Source organism: Paludibacterium paludis (assembly GCF_018802605.1).
GTDB classification, from domain to species: domain Bacteria; phylum Pseudomonadota; class Gammaproteobacteria; order Burkholderiales; family Chromobacteriaceae; genus Paludibacterium; species Paludibacterium paludis.
In genome coordinates, this window is sequence record NZ_CP069161.1 from 3871783 (window position 1) to 3894975 (window position 23193).

Consider the following 23193-nt stretch of genomic DNA (forward strand, 5'->3'; position numbering starts at 1 on the left):
GTTTCTGCCAGGATGTCCTCGAGCCGCACACAGGCTTCGCCCGCTGCGACTGTGTTAGCATTCCCTCATACGTTTTCAGGATCGGTTCCATGTCCAATCAACACTGGCTCGAACGCAGCCGCGCGTCTGTCTGGCATCCCTGCACCCAGATGAAGCGCCATGAAACCTTGCCCATCATTCCCGTTCGCGAGGCCTCCGGCATCTGGCTGACCGATTTCGAAGGCAACCGGTATATCGATGGTGTCAGCTCCTGGTGGGTCAACCTCTTCGGTCATGGCGAACCGCGCATCAAGGCCGCGATCCGCGACCAGCTCGACTCGCTCGAACACGTCATTCTGGCCGGGTTCACCCACGCGCCGGTCGTCGAACTTTCCGAGCGCCTTGGCGCGCTGACCGGCCTAGGCCACGCGTTTTACGGCTCGGATGGAGCGAGCGCCACCGAGATCGCCCTCAAGATGAGCTTCCATTACTGGAAGAATCTCGGCAAACCGGAAAAAAACCGCTACATCAGCCTGGAAAACAGTTATCACGGCGAAACCGCCGGAGCGCTGTCGGTCACCGACGTCCCCCTGTTCTCCGCCACCTATGCCCCGCTATTGCGTAATGCCATCCGCGTCCCGTCTCCGGACAGCCGCAAGGCGGCGCAAGGCGAAAACGCCGACGATGTCGCGCTCGCCGCCGCGGCCGCCCTGGAGAACGTGCTGGCCAAACAATCGGCCCACATCGCGGCGATCATTCTCGAACCGCTGGTGCAGGGTGCGGCGGGAATGGCCATGTACTCGCCCCTGTATCTGGAAACGGTGCGACAGCTGGCCGACCGCTACGACGTGCATCTGATCGCCGATGAAATCGCGGTTGGCTTCGGCCGTACCGGCACGCTGTTCGCCTGCGAGCAGGCCGGCATCCGTCCCGATTTCCTGTGTTTGTCCAAAGGCATCACCGGCGGTTTCCTGCCGCTCTCCTGCGTGCTGACCCGCGACGGCATCTACGATGCGTTTTACGACGAAGACGTCACCCGGGGATTCCTGCACTCGCACAGCTACACCGGCAACGCCCTTGCCTGCCGCGCCGCGCTCGCCGTGCTCGACATTTTCAGGGACGACGACATCCTCGCCGCCAACCGCGAACGGGCGAACCAATTCACCCATTATCTCGAACCGGTGCGCCAACGCCGCGACATCCATCACTTCCGTCATACCGGCATGATCTGGGCATTCGACGTCGACACACCGCACCCCGGCTTCGGCCAGGCTTTCTTCCAGGCCATGCTGGCGCAGGGCTGTCTGGTGCGCCCGATCGGCAACACGGTGTATTTCATGCCGCCTTACTGCATCGATGACGCGCACATGGCTCAATTGGCCGAAGCAACGTGCAAAAGCCTGGACGCTCTGGCCGATGACCCGGGCCGGATCGGCGCCGGACTCGCCCTGCCGTGAAGCAATACACAAACGGCATAACCGTATTGTCCTTCACACCGAGAAAGAAAAGCTTGATATGTCTCAAGCCGAGGTCTCACCACGATGGACCCGGCCACCTTATAATTGCAACCCCACAAGAGAACACTGTATGCATTCGCTGATTCACGATGCCGGCAGGCTGGTCGTCAAGGTTGGCTCCAGTCTTGTCACCGACAATGGCCGCGGTCTGGACATGGCTGCCCTGCACCGCTGGGCAACGGAAATCGCCGAGCTGAAGCGGCGCGGCAAGCAGGTCGTGCTGGTTTCCAGCGGCGCGATCGCCGAAGGCTGCCAGCGCCTGGGATGGGCCAGCCGGCCGCGCGCGGTTCACGAATTGCAGGCCGCCGCCGCCGTGGGGCAGATGGGTCTGTGCCAAGCCTATGAGAGCGCCTTCCGGCAACATGGTCTTGGCACCGCCCAGATTCTGCTGACGCACGAGGATCTGGCGGATCGCACCCGTTACCTGAATGCGCGCTCCACACTGACGACGCTGCTCAACCTGAATGTCGTTCCGATCATCAACGAAAACGACACGGTGGTGACCGACGAGATCCGTCTGGGCGACAACGATACCCTCGGCGCCCTGGTCACCAACCTGATCGAGGCCGATGCCCTGATCATTCTCACCGACCAGCAGGGGCTGTTCAGCGCGGACCCGCGCAAGCATCCCGACGCCCGCTTGATCGCGACGGCCCGGGCCGGGGATCCCGCGCTCGAAGCCATGGCCGGCGGCGCGGGCAGCGCGGTCGGCACCGGCGGCATGCTGACCAAGATCCTGGCGGCGAAACGGGCGGCGCACAGCGGCGCGGCGACCGTGATCGCCTGCGGCCGGGAGCCGCATGTGCTGTCCCGGCTGGCGGATGGCGAATGCATAGGCACCCAGCTCGAAGCCACCACCACCCGGCTGGCGGCGCGCAAGCAGTGGCTCGCCGATCATCTGAAACTCAGCGGCGCCCTGCATCTTGACGAAGGCGCGGCGCGCGCCATCCGCGAACGCGGCACCAGCCTGCTGCCTGTCGGGGTCACCGCGGTGGACGGCGAATTCCTGCGCGGCGAAGCCGTGGCCTGCCTTGATCCATCCGGCCAGGAAGTCGCCCGCGGTCTTGTCAATTACAGCTCCGACGAGGCGCGACAAATTCTCGGCAAAGCCACGCGAGACATCGAGGCTGTGCTGGGCTACCTGGTGGAAGCGGAACTGATCCATCGGGACAATATGGTCGGAGCCGCTCACTGAGACTTCCCGCTCCGACGCTGTTACCCTGACTGACGTTGTTGTTATCCCGCCCCTGTTTCGTGATCGCGACAGGGGTTTTATCTCCCGCCCAAGAGGAAACTGGTGTCATGAAACACTATGCGATTGCCGCTCTCATGCTGCTGGCCGCGGCTTCGGCCCAGGCAGACAATGTGCTGCGTATTTTCAACTGGAACAACGAGATCGCTCCCGATACGATCAAGCGTTTCGAACAGACTTGCCATTGCAAGGTCGTCGAGGACTACTACGGCGACAACGAGGAAATGCTGGCCAAATTGGCAGCCGGGGCGAAGGGCTACGACATGGTGGTGCCGACCACCTATGCCATGCAAACGCTCGCCAAGCAGAACAAGCTGCAGCCGCTGGACAAGGCGCACATTCCCAACTTCAAGAATCTGAAGCCCGCCTTCCTCCAGCTCAATGCCCCGTTCGATCCGGGCAACAAGTTCGGCGCCCCGCTGCTCGCCAGCGTCACCGGCATCGGCTACAACACGGAAAAGATCCGCTCGCTCGGCATCCCCACCAATACCTGGGCCGCGGTCTTCGATCCGAAGTACCTCGCCAAGGTCAAGGGCAAGGTCACCGTGCTCGATTCGCAACGCGAACTGATGGGCGCGGCGCTGATGTATCTGGGCAAGGATCCGAACACCACCAATCCGGCCGACTGGAAGGCCGCGGCGGACGTGATCCGCAAGGCCAAGCCTTACTGGGCCGCCTTCAATAACCAGTCCTACATCAAGGAACTGACGGTCGGCAATATCTGGCTGGTACTGGGTTACTGCAACGACTTTTTCCAGGCCATGAACGATGCCAAGGCGGCCAAGCGGCCGTTCACCATCGGTTACGAAACCCAGAAGGAAGGCAACATCCTCGGCCTCGACAACCTGGTCGTGCTCAAGGATGCGAAAAACCCCGCGCTGGCCAGCCAGTTCATCAACTTCCTGCTTGACGGCAAGAACGCGGCGGATGTCTCCAACATCATCGGCTCCGTGAACCCCAATGCCGCCGCCACCGCCTTCCTCAAACCCGATGTGAAGGCCAACAAGGTCATCATGGCGGATCCGGCCAAGCAAAAGCTGATTCTGCTCAAGGACATGGACGTCAAGTCGCGCCGCGAACTGAACCGCATCTGGACGGACCTGAAAGTCGGCGGTTAACTTTCCGCCCCTTTCTCCCGAACGGCCTCCGCTTTCCGGAGGCCGTTTTTTTTGCGATGTGCCGATCCACGACATATCCCGGAGCTCCGGACCTCCGCAGTTGGTGCGTATCCCCGCAATCGTGCCATCATCATGGTAAAGCCACCGCAGCGAAAGGATCCCCGATGTTGAGCCGTACCTCTGCGTTACCCTGCATCGTCATTGTCGGAGGCGGCGCCGGCGGACTGGAACTGGCCACTCGCCTCGGGCGAAGCCACGGCAAGCCCCGCAAGGCCCGGATCGTGCTGGTCGACGGTGCGCCGACCCATATCTGGAAACCCCTGCTGCACGAAGTGGCGACCGGCGTGCTCAATACCGGCGAAGACGAAGTCAACTATTTCTCGCATGGTTACCGCAATGGCTACGAATTCGAGTACGGCTACATGGACGGACTCGATCCGGAGCGGAACGTACTGCGGCTCGCCCCGGTTTCTGGCCAGAACGGGCAAGCGCTCTGCCCGGTCCGCGAAGTCGCCTATGACTGGCTGGTGCTGGCGGTCGGCGCGCAGGCCAATGATTTCGGCACACCGGGAGCTCACGAGAACGCCTTGTTCCTGAACACGCCCGAGGATGCCGAACGGCTGCGCCGTACCGTGCTTGAGCATGTGTTCCGTTGCGGCTGCCATCCTGAGCGCGCCCTGTCGATCGCCATTGCCGGAGGAGGCGCCACCGGCGTCGAACTCGCCGCGGAACTGAACCATACCCTGTGCGAACTGCGCGCTTACGGCGCACGGCTCGCGCCGGACAAAGTCCGCATCGCCGTCATTGAAGCCGCGGAACGCCTCCTGCCGGGAGCGCAGCCTTCTTTGTCGGCCTACGCGGAGGCGCAATTGAAAGAACGCGGCATCACCGTGCATACCGCCAGCCGCGTCGCGGCCGTGCATCCTCTCGAAGTCGAATTGAGCGGGGGACAGCGCATTCCCGCCGATATCATGGTCTGGGCGGCCGGAGTCAAGGCGCCCCAGTGGCTCGCCACACTGCCGGGACTCAACAGGAACCGGCTCAATCAGATCGAAGTCGACACCAGATTGCGCGCGCATCCGAATGGACGGATCTTCGCGCTGGGCGATTGTGCATCGGCGCCGGACGGCGACACGGGCTCCCGCCTCCCGGCCACTGCGCAAGTGGCCCATCAGCAGGCCCGCTGGCTTGCCGGTGAACTTGGCTTGCGGCTCAAGGGCAAGGAGGGACGGCCGTTTGCCTTCAAGCCACAGGGCATGATGGTGTCACTCGGAAAGCACAGCGCCGTTGGCAGCCTGTCGGCGCTGGTCGGCCCCAAACACGACTACTATGTGGAGGGCCGTAGCGCCAAATTGATTTACGCCTCTCTCTACCGTCTGCACCAGGCGGTGGTGCACGGTTGGGTTCTGACCCTGTTGCTCCTGATCGGCGACAAACTGCGGCGCGTGGTGCGGCCGTCACTGAAGCTGCACTGATCTCACAACGATAAACGGCCGCAAGAGCGGCCGTTTGTCTGTCCGACTGAATTCACTGCATGTCGTCTTCATGCTTGGCTCGCCGCGCCTCCAGCGTACGCATCAGCACAAAACCGATCATCGCGCACAGGAAGAACATCAGCATCACCCAGGCGACCGACTGAAGGGTTTCAATCATGGTGCGGTAAACCTCCAGCGTCCAGCGCATCCCGTTCAACTCCATCGGACCGGACTCGCCCTTGGTGCTGACATACTTTTCCAGTTCCCACAAACGCACCCCTCCAGAGACGCCGACCACCATCACCGCGAACTGCAGATACTGGCTCCAGGCACCTGACAATTCGTCACCCACCAGGCGTACCAGCAGTTTTTTTACTGTCTTGTCGAAAAAACGGGTTACAGCATATGAAACAGCGAGAGAGACGAACAGGGTCGCCAGGAGCAGCACGTAGAACATGGTGATTTCCTTGATTTAATTGGCGGACAGCCCGAAATGGGTATACGCGAGCGGCGTCGCCACCCGTCCCCGCGGGGTACGCTGCAGATAACCTTGCTGGATCAGGTAAGGTTCGATCACATCCTCGATGGTGTCGGCGCTTTCCCCGATCGCCGCCGCAACGTTGTCCAGACCCACCGGTCCACCGGTGAATTTCTCGATGATCGCCGACAAGAGCTTGCGGTCCATGACATCGAGGCCCGCCGGATCGACATCCAGCATGGACAGCGCCGCATCGGCCACTTCGGGCCCCACCGTACCGTCCGACCTGACCTCGGCATAGTCGCGTACCCGACGCAGCAACCGGTTGGCGATACGTGGCGTCCCGCGGCTGCGGCGCGCCACTTCGAATGCGCCCTGCCCCTCCAACCTGACATTGAGCAGCCCCGCGGACCGCTCGACGATCCGGGTAAGCTCTTCGGACGAATAAAACTCCAGGCGCGCAACGATACCGAAGCGGTCGCGCAACGGGTTGGTCAGCATGCCCGCGCGCGTCGTGGCGCCGATCAGCGTGAACGGGGGGAGATCGATTTTCACGGAGCGGGCCGCCGGCCCCTCCCCGATCATGATATCGATCTGGTAATCCTCAAGCGCGGGATAGAGAATTTCCTCGACCACGGGACTCAAACGATGGATCTCGTCGATGAACAGCACGTCGCGCGGCTCAAGATTGGTCAGCAAGGCGGCCAGATCGCCGGCGCGCTCAAGCACCGGGCCCGAGGTCTGGCGCAGGTTGACCCCCATTTCGCGCGCCATGATGTGCGCGAGCGTCGTTTTGCCAAGCCCCGGGGGCCCGAACAGCAGCACATGGTCGAGCGCCTCGCCGCGTCGCCTCGCGGCTTCGATGAAGATTTCCAGCTGCTCGCGCGCCTTGGCCTGCCCGACGTATTCGTCCAGCAGTTTCGGCCGCAACGCGCGCTCCTGAGCCTCCTCTTGAGAGGAAAGGCTTTGCTGCGTCACCAGCCGTTCGGGCACCGAGCCCATCAGGTCATCTGTCTGAATCATGGTTCAACCGGCCCGTACGGGGCTCCTTCTTCGCATACCCTATAGTACCAGATCAACGCACCAGTCCCTTGAGCGCGAGCCGGATGCCCTCGCTGACCGTCACCTCCGGTGGCAGACCCTTCATCGCCGCCTGCGCTTCCTTCTCGTTGTAACCCAGCGCAAGCAGGGCGTTGGCGATATCGCCGCGGTCGTCCGGCGTGGCGGCGAACGGCAACCCGCCCGGCACCACCGCGGCAGTTCCCGTGGAGAGCTTGCCGCGCAACTCGAGCACCAGACGCTCGGCGGTCTTCTTGCCGATGCCCGGTACCGAGGAAAGACGCTTGATGTCTTCGGTCGCCACCGCCACCGCCAGTTCGTCGGCGGTCATGCCGGAGAGGATCGCCAGCGCGATGCGCGCACCGATGCCGGTGACCTTGATCAACTGACGGAAGGTCTCGCGCTCCTCGCGGGTCGCGAAGCCGAACAGCAAGTGAGCGTCCTCGCGCACCACCTGATGGGTATACAGCCGCGTGGGCTCGCCCAGCGCCGGCAGCTGGTAGAAAGTCGTCATCGGCACATCCACTTCATACCCCACGCCATTGACATCCACCACCACCTGCGGGGGCAGTTTTTCGATCAGGGTTCCGCTCAAGCGACCAATCATCGGCATTCCTCGGCCATTCCGGCCATAGTGTTGCAAAAAAGAATCATGCCAAACGGCCTCCCTTGATGCGGAGACCCTGGCGGGTGAACGCCGCCAATGCGGCGTGGCTGTGGTTGGCATGCGTCAGCGCGACGGCGAGCGCATCGGCCGCATCGGCCTGTGGCGTGCCCGACAGGGACAACAACCGCACGATCATCGCCTGCACCTGCTCTTTGGGCGCTTTGCCATGCCCGACCACGGATTGCTTGACCTGCAGGGCGGTGTACTCGGCGACCGGCAGATCCTTCATCACCAGCGCCGATACGACGGCGCCCCGCGCTTGCCCCAGCATCAGGGTCGCCGCCGGATTCACGTTGACGAAGACCTGTTCGACAGCGGTTTCGTCGGGGCGATAGGTGTCGACCACCTCGAAAAGCCCTGTGACGATCACGCGGATACGCTCGGCCAGCGCCGCGCCGTCCGGTGTTCGGATACACCCCGACGCGACATAGAGGCGCTGCTGGCCGACGACATCGACAACCCCGAAGCCGGTCATGCGCGATCCCGGATCGATGCCGAGAATGCGCCGCTTCGGGGCGTTCATGCCCAATCCCGCCCGGTGGCGATACGATCGGCCTCCCGCAGGCGTTCCGGCGTGCCGACATCCAGCCACAGGCCGTCATGACGGTGACCGGTGATTTGCCGTTCCTTGATCGACCGCCGGAACAGGGGCAGCATGGGAGCGGCTTGTCCCGGCGGCATTCCGGCAAACATCGCAGGGTGGTAGGCCGCCGCGCCGGCGAAGGTCAGGCTTGTGCCTTCGGTCAGAAAACCGTCCTCGCCAAGATCGAAATCTCCCGCGGCACGCCAGGCAGGGTTAGGCACCATGACCAGATGAGCCAGACGCTCAACACCGTCGAGCCCGCGGGCCGCTTCGGCAAGACGCCCGAAATCGATGTCGGCCAACACATCGCCGTTGATCAGCACGAAAGGCTCGCCGCCGAGCAGCGGCAACGCGTTGGCGATGCCGCCCGCGGTTTCGAGGGCCTGCGCCTCGCGCGACCATGAGATCGACACGCCGTAAGCGGAACCGTCGCCGAACGCCGCCTCGATCTGCTCGCCAAGCCAGGCATGGTTGACCACCAGCTCGGAGAACCCCGCCCGAGCCAGGCGGCGGATATGCCAGCCCATCAGGGACTCTCCCCCCGCCTTCAGCAAAGGCTTGGGGGTATGGTCGGTCAGCGGGCGCATGCGCTCACCACGGCCCGCGGCAAGAATCATGGCTTTCATCAGAAGGTGTATCCGGTGGTCACATCGTCGTCGCCGACCAACTGCACGATCAACTCATAAAACGGCGCAAGTTCCCGGTAACGGCGTGTGCTGTGCTTCAGATAGCCGATGAAACGCGGCACCTCGGCCAAGTATTTGTGCTTGCCGTCACGGTGGCTCAACCGGCAGAAAATCCCGACCACCTTGAGATGACGCTGCACGCCCATCCATTCCACATCGCGGTAGAAATCATCGATACTCTCCGCGACGGGCAGACCAGCGGCGCGCGCCTTCTCCCAGTAGCGCACAACCATGTCGAGGACGAACTCCTCGTCAAAACCGATGAAGGCATCGCGTAACAGGGAAACCAGATCGTAGGTCACCGGCCCGTAGACCGCATCCTGGAAATCCAGCACCCCGGGACGGCCGGGCGTCAGCATCAGGTTGCGCACGATGAAGTCGCGGTGCACATACACTTTCGGTTGGGCCAGAATATTGGCCAGCAGAACATCGCACCCCTCATCCCACAACTTGCGCTGGGCAAAGGTGAAGGGTTTTTTCAGTTCCTTGCCGGCATACCATTCGGCGAACAGGCCGAATTCACGTCTAAGCAACGCCTCGTCGTACTCTGGCAACACATCCGGACGGCTGCCCTTCTGCAATTCGACCAGGGTATCGATCGCTTCCAGGAGCAGGACGCGGCGGGTCGCAGGGCTGTCATCGTGGGACAGGGCGTCAAGGTAGGTGACGCGTCCCAGATCCTCCAGTTCCATGAAACCGGCCTGCGGGTCATGCGCGTGGATGGCGGGCACGTTCACCATGGAAAACACATCGCGCGCCAGGGCGTAAGGCCGGGTGTCCATCTTGTCGGGAGGCGCGTCCATCACGATGCGGGTGCTGCCATCCGGAAATACCGCCCGGAAATAGCGCCTGAAATCGGCGTCCGCGGCCGCGAATTCGACGCTGATATCCTGTCCCGGATAGCGGCTGGCCAACCACGCCTTCAAATCTTCAAGTCTTTGCATGTTTCAGTTCGTTGCGGTGCTGATAGAATTGTGCGATTTTATACCGCTGATTGCACCCAAGATATGGCTTTGTGCATGCACAGAACTCAAATGACACCGATCGCGCTGGCGCTGGCCACCGCGTTTACCCTGCAAACGGCGCGCTCGGAGCAGATCGAGGACAGCGTCGCGCTCCCCGCCCAGGTCCCGGGACAGGTCCGGATGGACGCGGATCATGTGGACGGGCAACTGGATACCCTGCTCAAGGCGCGCGGCAATGTCGTCACGCACAAGGACGACCAGACCGTGCTGTCCGAGTGGCTCGACTACTACCGCGAATCCAGCCGGCTCAAGGCCGGTGACGCGTTCCGCATCATCAAGCCGAACGAACAGGTGGATGGCCGTCTCCTCGACTACTACCTCGACTCCCATACCGGCAGCGCTCAGTCCCCGGTATTCCGTTCCCGGCAAAAAGGCGCCACCCTGCGTGGCAAGGGTGACCACCTGGAGTTCAACGGACCGGACCAGTACCGGATCCGGCGTTCCGAGGCCACCACCTGCGAACCGGGCGACGAGTCGTGGTACCTTAAGTCATCGACACTGGATCTGGACTATGTCAGTAACGTCGGCGTCGCCAGGAATGCCACACTCTTCTTCCAGGGCGTGCCGATCGGGTACACCCCGTGGATCGACTTTCCGTTGAACAACGGCCGCAAGACCGGGTTTCTGATTCCGACCCTGAAAACGACCAACAACGGCACGGAACTGACCGTTCCCTATTATTTCAACCTGGCGCCCAACTACGACCTGACGCTCACCCCCCACACCAACACCAAACACGGGATCGGAATGGGCGCGGAGTTCCGCTATCTGCAACCTGGTTACTCCGGCACGCTCTTCACCGACCAGTTGCCCAAGGATGCCGTCACCAAGCAGCACCGCTATGTCTGGTCAGGGCAGCACATTCAGCGCTTGTCACCACAACTGACTTTCGGCTACGACGCCACCAAAGTGTCCGACGACGACTACTTCCGCGACTTTGGCGACCGTCAGGCGATTGCCGCCAACGTCAACCTGCTGCGCGAAGCCTGGGTCAATTACGCGATGAGCTGGACAGGCGGAAGCGCCAATGCGCAAGCCAGGATGCAACGCTACCAGACTCTGCAGGATCCGCTCAGTCCGGTGACGCCGCCCTATGCGCGCCTGCCGCAACTGACCTTCACGGCCTACCAGACGCTGCCCCAGGGTTTCTCCGCGAACCTGACCAGCGAACTGACGCAATTCTCCCACCCGACCCAGCAGGAGGGCACGCGGCTGATCGCCTACCCGAGCGTCACCTGGAATTTTGCCCGGACATGGGGCTTTCTGAGACCGAAGCTGGGAGTGAATTACACCAATTACGATCTGGCGGCCTATCAGGGGGCGGCATCGCGCAATGCGACCCGGACATTGCCCGTGTTCACGGTCGATAGCGGTCTGTATTTCGACCGCGATACCCGGCTGCTCGGGAGCGACTACACCCAGACCCTCGAACCCCGGCTGTACTACGTCAACATACCGACAAAAGCGCAGAGCCAGCTGCCGAACTTCGACAGCTCCGAAAACGATATCGGTTTTGCCCAGCTGTTCACGGAAAACCGCTTCTCCGGCGGAGACCGCATCAACGGCGCCAACCAGGTTTCCGCCGCCCTCACGTCAAGCCTGATCAATCAGGACACCGGGCTTGAGACCCTGCGCGTGGCGGTCGGCCAGCGTTTCTATTTCCGCAATGATGATATCTCCCTCTCCGGCGCGGAAACCCAACGCAAGAAAAACGGTTCGGATATCCTGGCCAGCATCGGCGGCTCCCTGACCCGCTCGCTGCGGCTCGACAGCAGTTACCAGTACAACAACGACCTTGGCAAAACCCAGCGCTACGACATGGGGGTCATCTATCAGCCGAAGCAGGGCAAGACGCTGAGTGTCCGCTACCGTTACGGGCGCGACGAACAGGTCAGCGCCACCCGGCGCGACTACCTGCGCCAGCTGGACATCGCCGTGCAATGGCCGCTGACCAAGAATGTCTACGCGCTGGCCCGCAACAACTACTCACTGCGCGACCGCAAGAACCTCGAGCAGCTCGCGGGGGTCGAATACAACCAGGGCTGCTGGTCCGTGCGCCTGGTCGGCCAACGCTACGTCACGAATCTGGTGACGACCCGTACCGCCTACTTCATCCAGCTTGAGCTCAAGGGCATCGGCGGCCTTGGCAGCAATCCGATCGACACGCTGCGCCTGGCGATTCCGGGCTACAGCCAAACCCGTTCCGTGGAACCGTAAATCATGAAAAAAACCTTTCTTACCCTGCTGCTGGCCGCTTCCTTCAGCCATGCCCAGTCGGCACCGGTCGTCGGAGTGGACCGCATTGTCGCCATCGTCAACAAGAGCGTGATCACCGAGCAGGATCTGAAGGCGCGCATCGCCCAGGCGCGCCGTTCGCTGGAGGCCCAGAAAATCGCTCCGCCCGACGGGCAGGTGCTGTCGCGCCAGGTGCTGGATCAGATGATCACCGAAGAGGTGCAATTGCAATTCGCGGCCAGCAACAACATCACCGCCGACGACAGTGACATCGACCAGGCGATCAAATCGCTGGCCCAGCAGAATCGTACCGACCTTGCCGGCCTCAAGGCGCGCGTGGCCCGCGACGGCGAACCATGGGAAACCTTCCGCAACGACATCCGCCGCGAGATCCTGCTCTCCCGCGTGCGCGAGAGCGAAGTGGACAACCGCACCAATGTCAGCGACACCGAGGTCGAACAGGTGCTCAAAAGCGCGCAAAGCACCAACAATGCCGAATACCATCTGGCGAGCATCCTGGTGAGCGTACCCGAACGCGCCGACGGCAAGACCACCGAAGACAAGGCGCGCAAGGCGGAAAAGGCGCTGGCGGAACTGAACGCCGGGCAGCCATTCGGTAAAGTGGCGGCCACTTATTCCGACGCGCCCAACGCCCTCAAGGGAGGAGAGCTTGGCTGGCGTCCGTCCAACGGTCTGCCGCCCGATTTCGTCACCCTGCTTGAAAGCATGAAGCCCGGTCAGCACACCGGCGTGATCCGCACCCAGCAAGGATTCTTCATTTTCCAGATGCAGGAGAAGCGCACCGGCAAGGGGCCCGTCATGGTCGAGCAATACCATGCCCGTCACATTCTCGTGCGCACCAACGAAATCACCTCGGATGCCGAAGCCCGCGCCAAGATTCAGCAGATCCGCGACCGCATCGTCAAGGGCGCTGCGTTCGCCGATATGGCGAAGCAGTTTTCCGAGGATGGCAGCAATGCCAAGGGCGGTGATCTTGGCTGGCTGAACCCCGGCGACACCGTCCCCGAATTCGAAAAGGCCATGGTCGCTCTTCCGCTCAATACCGTTTCCGAGCCGGTTCGCTCTCCCTTCGGCTGGCACCTGATCCTGCTGGAAAGCAAACGAACCCAGGATGTCTCGGGTGAACGCGAGAAGGCCCAGGCCAAACAACAGATTCGTGCCCGCAAGGCCGAGCAGACCTATATCGACTGGGTTCGCCAGCTGCGCGACAGCGCGTACATCGAAGACCACCTGGACGACAAGTAACCCAAGGGCCGGAAGGCCCTTTTTTCATAGGAAGTGCATCATGACGCGCCCCATACTCGCGGTGACGGCCGGCGAACCGGCCGGCATCGGTCCCGATATTGTGCTGGCGCTGGCCGGGCGCCATACGGCCGCCCGTCCGGTGATCATCGCCGACCGCGGATTGCTGGAGGCGCGCGCCCGGCAACTGGGACTTTCCGTATCCTTCTCCGGTTATGACCAGGGGTGCGATCCCGGCCCGGGAGTCCTGGAGATCCGCCACGTCCCGTTGGCGCATCCGGCCCAGGCGGGCCGGCTCGACCCGGCCAATGCCCGCTACGTACTCGACACGCTCGACATCGCCATTGACGGCTGCCAGTCCGGTGAGTTTGCCGGCATGGTCACCGCGCCGGTTCATAAAGGCGTGATCAACGACGCCGGCGTACCGTTCACCGGGCATACCGAATACCTCGCCGAACGCACGGCAACCGGTAAAGTCGTGATGATGCTGGCCGGCAGCGGCATGCGCGTGGCGCTGGCCACCACCCACCTCCCTTTGCGCGATGTGGCGGACGCCATCACCCGCGACGGGCTGACCGAAGTCCTCCGCATTCTGCACAAGGATCTGGTCAACCGCTTTCGGATCGCCGATCCGGTGATTCTGGTCGCCGGACTCAACCCTCATGCCGGCGAAGGCGGTTATCTTGGCAGGGAAGAGATCGACATCATCGGCCCAGTGCTCGACACCTTGCGCGCCGAGGGTCTGCGCCTTGTCGGCCCGCTTCCGGCCGACACGCTGTTCGGGCAGGAAAAGCTTGCCGGCGCCGATGCTGTGCTCGCCATGTATCACGATCAGGGCCTGCCCGTTCTGAAGCATGCGTCCTTCGGTGAAGGCATCAATATCACGCTGGGCCTGCCCATCGTGCGAACTTCCGTCGATCATGGCACGGCGCTGGATCTGGCCGGCACCGGCCAGGCCAATCCGGGCAGTCTGTTCGAAGCCTTCGAGCTGGCCGCCAGACTGTCCTGCTGATATCAGGCCCGGACGATTGTCAGACAACCTTCACATCGCGGGCAAAAGCTTCACGTAAAAGGAGTTTTTGCCGCAATAACCCTATTGCCATCGGCATTTGCGCAACGCAGCAATTGGGATACACTTTCAGCCTGAATCCAAAAAAAGACCGAGCACCGGGCAATGACACCTACAGATCACCAGCAACGGGTCCGCGAGATCCCCTATAACTATACTTCGTTCACCGATCGGGAAATCGTCATCAGACTGATCGGCGAAGATCTGTGGACGCTGCTTGAAGAATTACGCAGCGAACGACGTACCGGACGCTCCGCCCGCATGCTGTTCGAAGTGTTGGGCGACATCTGGGTGGTCGACCGCAATCCCTATCTGGTCGACGACCTGCTCGACAATCCCCGCCGCCTGTCCGCGCTGGTCGAGGCGATGCGCCACCGGCTCGGCGAAATCGAAAAACGCCGGGACGGCAACGACAAGGTCGGCGTCATGCTGCGCGCCGCGCAGGATGCCGTGCGGCGTTTCGCCCGACAGTTCGACGAAACCCGCGCGCTGCGCCAGAAAGTCCTGCGCCGCCTCGGCAAGCTGACCCGTCGGGACAACATCCTCTTTGACGGACTCGCCCGCGTCTCCCATGTCACCGACGCCACCGACTGGCGCGTGGAATACCCGTTCGTGGTGCTGTGCCCCGACAGCGAGGCGGAGATCGCGCCGCTGGTGCGCGCCTGTATCGACCTTGGCCTGACCCTCATTCCGCGTGGCGGCGGCACCGGCTACACCGGAGGGGCCGTACCGCTCGACCGCTTGTCGGCGGTCATCAATACCGAAAAGCTCGACCGGCACCAGGGGGTCGAACACATTGAATTGCCGGGGCTTTCCGGGCGGCATGCGACAATCCAGTGCGGCGCCGGCGTGGTCACGGCGCGCGTCAGCGAAGCGGCCTCGGCCGCCGGTCTGGTATTCGCGGTGGATCCGACATCGGCCGAGGCGTCCTGTATCGGCGGCAATGTCGCGATGAACGCCGGCGGCAAAAAGGCGGTGCTGTGGGGTACCGCCCTCGATAACCTCGCCAGCTGGAAAATGGTCGATCCGAACGGCAACTGGCAGTTCATCGAACGGATCGGGCACAATTTCGGCAAGATCCACGACGCGCCGGAGGTGACATTCCGCATCAGCCGACTCGACGACGATGGTCAAACCGTGCTGGAAAGCCGCGATCTCGTGGTGCCCGGCAGCCGCTTTCGCAAGGTGGGTCTCGGCAAGGATGTGACCGACAAGTTCCTCGCCGGACTGCCTGGCGTCCAGAAGGAAGGCTGCGACGGCATCATCACCAGCGCGCGCTTCGTGCTGCACCGGATGCCGGATCACATCCGCACCGTCTGCCTGGAGTTTTTCGGAACGGTGGCGCAGGCCACGCCGGCGATCGTCGAAATCAAGGACTATCTGGACGCCCATCCGAGCGTGCGTCTGGCGGGACTTGAGCATCTTGACTGGCGCTATGTCCGCGCGGTTGGTTATGCCACCAAGGCCAAATCACGCGGCCGGCCCAAGATGGTGCTGCTGGCCGACATCGTGGCCGACGACGAAACGGCGCTGGGCGACGCGGCAAGCCATGTCGTGCGTCTTGCCAACGCCCGAACCGGCGAAGGCTTCATCGCCGTCGCGCCCGAGACCCGCAAGCGCTTTTGGCTTGATCGCTCGCGCACGGCCGCCATCGCGCGTCACACCAACGCCTTCAAGATCAACGAGGACGTTGTCATCCCGTTGCCGCGCCTCGGCGACTACTCGGATGGCATCGAGCGCATCAACATCGAATTGTCGATCGCCAACAAGATCGAACTGACGGATACGCTGACCGAGTATTTTCATGGCAGGCTGCCGGTGGACACCGATGGCAGCAGCGTAACGGCCGATGAACTGATCGGCGACCGTAGGGAACAGGCCCTCTCCCTCATCGACACAACCCGCCAGCGCTGGCAGTGGCTGCTGGACAATCTGGACGCTCCGTTCGAGGCCCTGCGCGAACGGTGGCCGGATATCCGTCTGGAGGTAGCGGACGCGCGCCCGGCCACCGTGTTTCTCGCCATGCGCGACATGCAGTTGCGCGTGAGCTGGAAAAGCGAATTGCAGGCGCCGCTCGAAGCCCTGTTCGCCGGCAAAAGCGACGCGACCATTCTGGACGCCGTGCATCGCATCCACGGCCGCGTGCTACGCGGCCGGGTGTTCGTCGCGCTGCACATGCATGCGGGCGACGGCAACGTCCATACCAATATCCCGGTCAACTCGGACAACCCGGCCATGCTTGCCACGGCGCACACGGCGGTCGGCCGCATCATGGCGCTGGCGCGCTCGCTGGACGGGGTCATTTCCGGTGAGCACGGCATCGGCATCACCAAGCTGGAGTTTCTCGGCGAAGACGAGCTGGCGCCCTTTGTCGCCTACAAACAGCAGGTCGACCCCGAGGGCCGCTTCAATCGCGGCAAGTTGCTGCCGGGGGCGGACCTGTCCCGCGCCTACACGCCGTCTTTCGCGCTTCTGGGGGTCGAGTCCCTGATTCTCGAACAGTCGGATATCGGCGGAATCGCCGAATCGGTAAAAGATTGCCTGCGCTGCGGCAAATGCAAACCGGTCTGTTCGACCCATGTGCCGCGCGCCAATCTGCTTTATTCGCCTCGCAACAAGATCCTGGGTGTCGGCTTGCTGACCGAGGCCTTCCTCTACGAGGAACAAACGCGTCGCGGAGTGAGCCTCAAGCATTTCGATGAACTGGCCGATGTCGCCGACCATTGCACGGTCTGCCACCGTTGCGTGAATCCCTGCCCGGTGAAAATCGATTTCGGCGATGTCTCGGTGGCCATGCGCAATTTTCTGCGCAAGACCGGCAATGCGCGCTTCAATCCCGGCACGGCGCTGGGCATGGCCTTTCTCACCGCCAAGGACCCGGCCACCATCAAGGCGCTGCGCACCGGCATGATCCGCATGGGCTACAAGGCGCAGCGCGCCGCGCACGAATTGGCCCGGCGTTTCGGACTTATCGGCAACCAGACCAAAGCGCCGCCATCCACCGTGGAAAAACCGCCCATCAAGGCGCAGGTTATCCACTTCATCAATAAACCGATGCCGGGCGGCCTGCCGAAAAAAACCGCGCGCGCGCTGCTGGATCTGGAAGACGCCACCGTCGTGCCGGTCATTCGCTCCCCGGAAGCGACCGAAGCCGAAGCGGTGTTCTATTTTCCGGGTTGCGGCTCGGAACGCCTGTTCAGCCAGGTCGGCCTCGCCACCCAGGCGATGCTCTGGCATGTCGGCGTCCAGACCGTGCTGCCACCCGGCTATTTGTGTTGCGGCTATCCTCAGGCGTCGGCGGGATATGCCGACAAGGGGGAGGAAATCACCACGGAAAACCGCGTGCTCTTCCATCGCCTCGCCAATACGCTGAATTACCTGGATATCAAGACCGTCGTCGTCAGTTGCGGCACCTGCTATGACCAATTGCAAAGCTACCGTTTCGAGGACATTTTCCCCGGCTGCCGAGTGCTGGATATCCACGAGTACCTGATGGAGAAAGGTATCTCGCTCGAAGGGGTCGAAGGGCGTAAATACCTCTATCACGACCCTTGCCATACCCCGATGAAAGCTTACCAGCCTATCAAGGTTGTCAACGAGCTGATGGGCGGCGGGGTGTTGCTCAACGACCGCTGCTGCGGCGAGTCGGGCACCTTCGCCGCATCGCGCCCGGACATTGCCACTCAGGTACGCTTCCGCAAGGAAGAAGAAATCAACAAGGGATTGGCGAAACTGGGCAATGACAGCAAGGAGCCGGTCAAAATACTCACATCCTGTCCATCCTGTCTGCAAGGATTGTCGCGTTACAATAACGACACGGGTACAGAGGCCGATTACATCGTTATCGAACTGGCCCGACACATTCTCGGCGAGAGCTGGATGCCCGACTATGTGGAAAAGGCCCGCCACGGCGGGATCGAGCGGGTCTTGCTATAGACGGAGGAGCACGAAGTGAGCATCGAGTCGGTGCGCCGCGAGTTCGAAGAGCGCGGCCTGGACATTCCCATCATCGAACTGGAAACCAGTACGGCGACCGTGGAGCTCGCCGCCCGCGCCCATGGCGTGGAGCCCGGCATGATCGCCAAGACCCTGGCGTTCCGCAAGGCGGATGGCGAGGTCTTCCTGCTGGTGGCGAGCGGCGACGCCCGCATTGACAACCGGGCGTTCAGGGAAACCTTCGGCAAAGGCAAAATGCTGGATGCCGAACATGTCGAGGCCATCACCGGCCATCCGGTCGGCGGAGTGTGTCCGTTCGGACTTACCACCCCTCTGCCGGTCTATCTTGATGCCTCGCTGAAACACTGGGACGAAGTCATGCCCGCGGCGGGAGGCATTCACACCGCGATACGCATCGCCGTTCCCTATCTTGCCGAATTGCTCGGCGACAACTGGGTGGCTGTGACACGCCTGCCGGAACCGGCGCATTGAACCAATGGAAACTGGGGGGGCCTTGCCCACTTCCGGTTTCATCTTTCGGATTCGTCCGATTTTCTCACGGCACCCTAAGGGCAATACTCCTCGTTATTTTGCCAGCACACCAAGCTACCGCATTAGCTTACGCCAACGAGGATAATCATGCTACGGATCGGACCGGCCAACTCTTTTACCTCATTCCCCCCCTGTCCCTCGGAGAACAAGCCGTTCACCTGCGGCAATGCACCCACTCTGCCCTCCAGCCCCCCGGCTCACACAGCCGACACGACCTCCCTGGCGGGCCAATTGGTCACGGCGAGGGCCGAGACCGCCACCGATTCGCCGTCCGGACCCGATCGGCTGGCGCGGGACCGCGAGCTGCTGTTCCCGGAACGACCCGCCGTCCCCTCCGAACTGGAGAGCGCGATGCTGGACGGCTCGCTGGATGACATCCGCCAAGCCTTGAAGACACATGGAAAAACGGCAACAGCCGACTGCCGCCTCAAAGCGGAAGTCCTGCTCGGCCACTGGGACAACCTCTCCCTCATCGACCAATCCGGGCAGCCCGCATGGCAAACCGACAAGGGTCTGCACAATTGGCTCAAGCATACCGGGCGACCTTACTACTCGCGAAATGGTAATCCTAAAGTCAATCGTAATTGCGAACTGCATTTTGCAAATGCGCCAGAGCAAATCATTGCCTGTCGGCACCTCGCCACTCATCTCGTGTCGAACAGCGAAGGCAAACCGGGATCATGGCTCTCCCCCTACCGGTCGGATACTGGCGTCACCTCCAGCGTTGCTGCGGACACCGACGATATGTTCGTGGAGCTGGTGAGTAAAGCCGAGGAGAATCACCTGATCATCGACGACGAGTTCGATGTGTTTCTCCACGACCAGTTCACCGCCATGACAACTTGTCAGGAAACTACGCGCAAATACCTCGTACACGCCTTTAGCCATGCGATGGCGCTTCATCTTGAGCGTAAACCCGAAGGTTACACGGTCTCTCTGTTCGACCCCAATGCGACGGAAGTTTACGCACGCCTTCACGTTCGCAATCTTGACGAATTACCGACGGATTTCAAGCAACTGTTATCCTTTCAAAACTTTTTCCCGTCATCGGGCGGCGCGCTAATTCTGCAGCGCATCGAATCCCCTGCCAAAAATCCAGCCACGTTCAAGCCACGAAGCTTTACCGTTCACCAACGACACCCCGATGCCACCTTGCCAAGCGCCGCCCAAGTGATGCTTCATAAGACGCCTTACAACGTTTTATTTGGCTCGTTCGCGTCCGTGTCGCGCCTGACCAAGGATGCCGACTTCCACGCCATGGAAGGATGGCTGCGTGACTGTGCAGAAAACTGCTCTGACAACCCCGTTGCCTTACTTCGCCTATCGGAATCCGTCCTTGAAAGGATTGATCTGAATGCCCTGCTGCTACATCCCAGCAAGGCGCTCGGGTGCAGTCATCTTGATCGGCTGATCAAGACTAATAACCGTTCCATGCTGGAGCGGTTATTAGAAGAATTGGACAACATCAACGCATCGTTGCATCTTTCGGAACAGCAAATCATGGCATGCCTTGCCAATGATTTGCCTCTTCCCAAGTACGTGATCTCTGAACAACGATTCAAATCGTTCTGTGATCGTTTCCGACGCGGCAAGATCACCCTGTCCCACATGAAGACCTTGTTGGCACGCAATACGAGTTGGACTGCGGGTAATCAAAAAGCGTTCGCAGCCATGACCAACCAATTGATCAAAAGAAAAAGCGTACGCAAACTGAAGCTGTTCCAGGAACTGCCGCGAAGCGTCCTTGGACGCCTGGATGAACAGACGGTGCACAAAGTTCGCGATATTGTCGCGAACTGGCACCCTTGGTATAAGCGCCTTGCGGCTTTTCTGAGACTAAAGCGCCGACAAACGACCCAAAAAGGTTGATCTTGCGTCAAACAAAAAGGGAGACTTCCGTCTCCCTTTTCTCATGCTACCGGTGCCGATTATTCGGAAGCCGCCGCCTTCTTCATCGAAGCGTGATGCTTCTTGACCTTGTGATGTTTCTTGGCGCCGTGGTGCTTCTTGGCCGGAGCCGAGGATTCGTCGGCCTGGGCTTTTTGCTCAGCCGCGGAAGCGGGCTTGGCCGCCTTGCGGTGCTTCTTGGCGGCATGCTTCTTGGCCGGCGCGGACGCTTCTTCTGCCTGAGCCTTTTGTTCAGCGGCGGAAGCGGCGGGTTTCGAAGCTTTGTGATGTTTCTTCACGGCATGATGCTTGGCCGGAGCGGAAGCGGCCGACGCGTCGGCGGCGAAGCCGGCAGCGGAAGTCAGGCCGAACACGGCGGTCAGGATCAGGGCAGCAATCTTTTTCATGTTCAAACACTCCACATCGGTTGAGGTAAGGTGATCATCATGAAGCGCGCCGCCTTGAGGTTGGGGTAACCGCGCTTCCATGAATTCATCCTATGCTCGGTCCAGAACTGCGTCTGTGTGGCTTATGTAAGGATGTGTAACCGTCTGTACTTGCCCAGGGTCAGGATGGATCGGCATCTTTCGGCGCACTGTCGCTGACCTGCGGCAACCGGGTGACCAGCAATTGGTCGACCTTGTAGTTGTCGATATCCACCACTTCGAACTTGTAACCGGCAAACTCGACAAAATCGGTGCGTTTGGGAATCTTGCGCAGCATGTACATCATGAAACCGGCCATCGTTTCATAACTGGCGTCATCGGGGAACTCCTCGATATCCAGCACGCGGCCGACATCCTGAAGTGGAGTCAGGCCATCGACAAGCCAGGAGTTCTCATCCCGGCCGATGATCTGCTCTTCCTGGTACTGGCTGACCAGATCGCCCATCACGGTGTTCATCACATCATTGAGGGTCACAATGCCGACCACCAGCGCGTACTCGTTGAGCACCACCGCGAAATCCTCGCGGGCGGCCTTGAAACGCTCAAGCAGTTCGGAGAGCGTCAGGCTGTCCGGAATGATCATCGCCGGGCGGATCAACCCCTTGTCGAGGCGGATCGACTCGCCGTTGAGCAGGCATTTGAGAATGTCTTTCGCATCCACATAGCCGACCAGCTTTTCAAGGTTGCCATCACACACCAGGAATTTGGAATGCGGCGATTCGGCCATTTTCCGGCGCATGGACTCTTCGCCTTCCTGCAGCGTGAAGTAGACCAGCATCTCGCGCGTGGTCATCGACGAAGGCACCGTGCGGTTTTCCAGCTCGAAAACATTTTCGATCAGATGATGCTCCTGGCGTTGCAGCACCCCGGCCTCGGCGCCGGCGTCCATCATCGCGAAAATATCATCGGACGTGATGTCCTCGGCACGGGATTGCGGCAGATCGAACAGATGAAACAGCCAGTTGGTCACACCGTTGAAAACGAATACGATCGGACTGAACAGCACCAGGCAGAACAGCATCGGCTTGATGACGACCAGCGCGATGCGCTCGGGAGCGAGAAGCGCCATGCGCTTCGGGGTCACGTCGGCGAAGATCACGAACAGCGAGGTGACGAAAAGGAACGAAAGGGTAAAACTGATACTGTGGACCCAGGTACCCTGGAACCAGTTGTTGAAAAACGCTTCGATATAAGGGGTCAGCGCAGCCTCGCCCAGAATACCGCCGAGAATGGCGACGCCATTGAGGCCGATCTGGACGACGGTGAAGAATTTACCGGGTTTCTCCTGTAGCGCCAGCACTTTTTCGGCATTCCGGTTCCCTTCTTCCGCCAGCTGCCGCAGCTTCAGCTTGCGGGCCGAGCACAGGGCGATCTCCGAAATGGAGAAAAAGCCACTGGCCAGAATGAGAACAAAGATGATCACGAAATGACTGGTCAGACTCACAAGTTTCTTCCTGTACTATGATAACCCGTCTAGTGTACCCGACTGGCGGGTGTTCTCCAAAATATCGGGGAACGCTACGGTTCATGCCAGCATAATCAAGAAACGCCGAGAGAGACAGAATGAATTGCGAATTGTGCGCGGCGACAGCCGGCGAAATCCTTTTTGAAAACAGCAAACTGCGGGTCGTTCTGGCCGACGAGGCGGGCTATCCTGGCTTCTGCCGGGTCATCTGGCGCGAGCACATCAAGGAAATGACCGACCTTTCCGCCGACGACGCCAGACTGCTGTTCGATTGGGTGCTGCGCACCGAGCGGGCCTTGCGCGACGTGATGCGTCCGGAAAAAATCAACCTCGCCACCCTGGGCAATATGGTGCCGCACCTGCACTGGCACGTCATTCCGCGTTTTGCCGATGACCCGCATTTTCCAGCGCCGGTATGGGCCGCGCCGCGGCGCGAACCTGCCTTGCGCGACACCGCCGGTCTGGCCGGGCGCTTGCGAGCCCATCTTCAAGGAGACTGAA

The 23193-nt window shown here is 61.3% G+C and carries 19 protein-coding genes; 11 read left to right on the top strand and 8 right to left on the bottom strand.

Features of this window, described 5'->3' with window-relative positions:
• Positions 1 to 89 precede the first annotated feature (89 nt).
• From bioA to JNO50_RS17935, 4 genes are all read left to right on the top strand, one after another.
• On the top strand, positions 90 to 1436 hold the full coding sequence (gene bioA, locus JNO50_RS17920) for an adenosylmethionine--8-amino-7-oxononanoate transaminase (protein ID WP_189532118.1): 1347 nt from the start codon (positions 90 to 92) through the stop codon (positions 1434 to 1436).
• A gap of 130 nt (positions 1437 to 1566) precedes the next feature.
• Entirely contained in the window at positions 1567 to 2691 is a 1125-nt protein-coding gene (gene proB / locus JNO50_RS17925; RefSeq protein WP_189532116.1) for a glutamate 5-kinase, read from the top strand.
• Between the two features lie 107 nt (positions 2692 to 2798).
• Positions 2799 to 3866, top strand: a complete 1068-nt coding sequence (locus JNO50_RS17930) for a polyamine ABC transporter substrate-binding protein (protein ID WP_189532115.1) — start codon at positions 2799 to 2801, stop codon at positions 3864 to 3866.
• Positions 3867 to 4030: 164 nt separating this feature from the next.
• A complete protein-coding gene (locus JNO50_RS17935; protein ID WP_189532113.1) occupies positions 4031 to 5341 on the top strand; it encodes an NAD(P)/FAD-dependent oxidoreductase in 1311 nt (436 codons plus the stop codon).
• Between the two features lie 52 nt (positions 5342 to 5393).
• On the opposite strand, the gene JNO50_RS17940 is transcribed toward JNO50_RS17935, so the two are convergent.
• Genes JNO50_RS17940 through amgK form a run of 6 tightly spaced genes read right to left on the bottom strand, consistent with a single transcriptional unit; the run spans position 5394 to position 9758 of the window.
• On the bottom strand, positions 5394 to 5798 hold the full coding sequence (locus tag JNO50_RS17940; RefSeq protein ID WP_189532111.1) for a hypothetical protein: 405 nt from the start codon (positions 5796 to 5798) through the stop codon (positions 5394 to 5396).
• Positions 5799 to 5813: 15 nt separating this feature from the next.
• Positions 5814 to 6842: a Holliday junction branch migration DNA helicase RuvB gene (ruvB, locus tag JNO50_RS17945; RefSeq protein ID WP_189532109.1), complete on the bottom strand. Its 1029-nt coding sequence runs from the start codon at positions 6840 to 6842 to the stop codon at positions 5814 to 5816.
• Between the two features lie 52 nt (positions 6843 to 6894).
• A complete protein-coding gene (gene ruvA / locus JNO50_RS17950; RefSeq protein WP_189532107.1) occupies positions 6895 to 7485 on the bottom strand; it encodes a Holliday junction branch migration protein RuvA in 591 nt (196 codons plus the stop codon).
• A 43-nt stretch (positions 7486 to 7528) separates the two neighbouring features.
• Positions 7529 to 8068 (bottom strand): crossover junction endodeoxyribonuclease RuvC, encoded by a 540-nt coding sequence (gene ruvC / locus JNO50_RS17955; protein ID WP_189532105.1) that lies wholly within the window; start codon positions 8066 to 8068, stop codon positions 7529 to 7531.
• Entirely contained in the window at positions 8065 to 8754 is a 690-nt protein-coding gene (murU, locus tag JNO50_RS17960) for an N-acetylmuramate alpha-1-phosphate uridylyltransferase MurU (RefSeq protein WP_189532104.1), read from the bottom strand. Before murU ends, ruvC begins: the two co-directional genes overlap by 4 nt.
• The gene (gene amgK / locus JNO50_RS17965; protein ID WP_189532102.1) at positions 8754 to 9758 is read right to left on the bottom strand and encodes an N-acetylmuramate/N-acetylglucosamine kinase AmgK; all 1005 of its coding nucleotides are present in this window, start codon (positions 9756 to 9758) and stop codon (positions 8754 to 8756) included. The genes murU and amgK overlap by 1 nt, the downstream gene beginning before the upstream one ends.
• 75 nt (positions 9759 to 9833) lie before the next feature.
• Between amgK and JNO50_RS17970 the strand changes: the two genes are divergently transcribed.
• The 6 genes from JNO50_RS17970 (at position 9834) to JNO50_RS17995 (ending at position 20763) form a co-directional block, all read left to right on the top strand.
• The gene (locus tag JNO50_RS17970) at positions 9834 to 12056 is read left to right on the top strand and encodes an LPS-assembly protein LptD (protein ID WP_189532100.1); all 2223 of its coding nucleotides are present in this window, start codon (positions 9834 to 9836) and stop codon (positions 12054 to 12056) included.
• Between the two features lie 3 nt (positions 12057 to 12059).
• On the top strand, positions 12060 to 13340 hold the full coding sequence (locus JNO50_RS17975) for a peptidylprolyl isomerase (RefSeq protein WP_189532098.1): 1281 nt from the start codon (positions 12060 to 12062) through the stop codon (positions 13338 to 13340).
• A 40-nt stretch (positions 13341 to 13380) separates the two neighbouring features.
• A complete protein-coding gene (gene pdxA, locus JNO50_RS17980) occupies positions 13381 to 14349 on the top strand; it encodes a 4-hydroxythreonine-4-phosphate dehydrogenase PdxA (RefSeq protein ID WP_189532096.1) in 969 nt (322 codons plus the stop codon).
• A 162-nt stretch (positions 14350 to 14511) separates the two neighbouring features.
• Positions 14512 to 18342 (top strand): DUF3683 domain-containing protein, encoded by a 3831-nt coding sequence (locus tag JNO50_RS17985; protein WP_189532094.1) that lies wholly within the window; start codon positions 14512 to 14514, stop codon positions 18340 to 18342.
• Positions 18343 to 18357: 15 nt separating this feature from the next.
• The gene (locus tag JNO50_RS17990) at positions 18358 to 18834 is read left to right on the top strand and encodes a YbaK/EbsC family protein (protein ID WP_189532092.1); all 477 of its coding nucleotides are present in this window, start codon (positions 18358 to 18360) and stop codon (positions 18832 to 18834) included.
• A 147-nt stretch (positions 18835 to 18981) separates the two neighbouring features.
• Positions 18982 to 20763 carry a ShET2/EspL2 family type III secretion system effector toxin gene (locus JNO50_RS17995; protein ID WP_189532090.1) on the top strand — a complete coding sequence of 594 codons (1782 nt, stop codon included), beginning with the start codon at positions 18982 to 18984 and terminating at the stop codon, positions 20761 to 20763.
• 59 nt (positions 20764 to 20822) lie between these two features.
• Here JNO50_RS17995 and JNO50_RS18000 read toward each other — a convergent pair whose 3' ends face one another.
• Complete coding sequence (locus JNO50_RS18000; RefSeq protein ID WP_189532088.1) at positions 20823 to 21188, bottom strand: acid-shock protein; 366 nt, start codon at positions 21186 to 21188, stop codon at positions 20823 to 20825.
• A gap of 160 nt (positions 21189 to 21348) precedes the next feature.
• Entirely contained in the window at positions 21349 to 22671 is a 1323-nt protein-coding gene (gene paeA, locus JNO50_RS18005; RefSeq protein ID WP_215796422.1) for a polyamine export protein PaeA, read from the bottom strand.
• Positions 22672 to 22790: 119 nt separating this feature from the next.
• Between paeA and JNO50_RS18010 the strand changes: the two genes are divergently transcribed.
• Positions 22791 to 23192 (top strand): HIT family protein, encoded by a 402-nt coding sequence (locus JNO50_RS18010; protein ID WP_189532086.1) that lies wholly within the window; start codon positions 22791 to 22793, stop codon positions 23190 to 23192.
• The last annotated feature ends 1 nt before the right edge of the window (position 23193 follow it).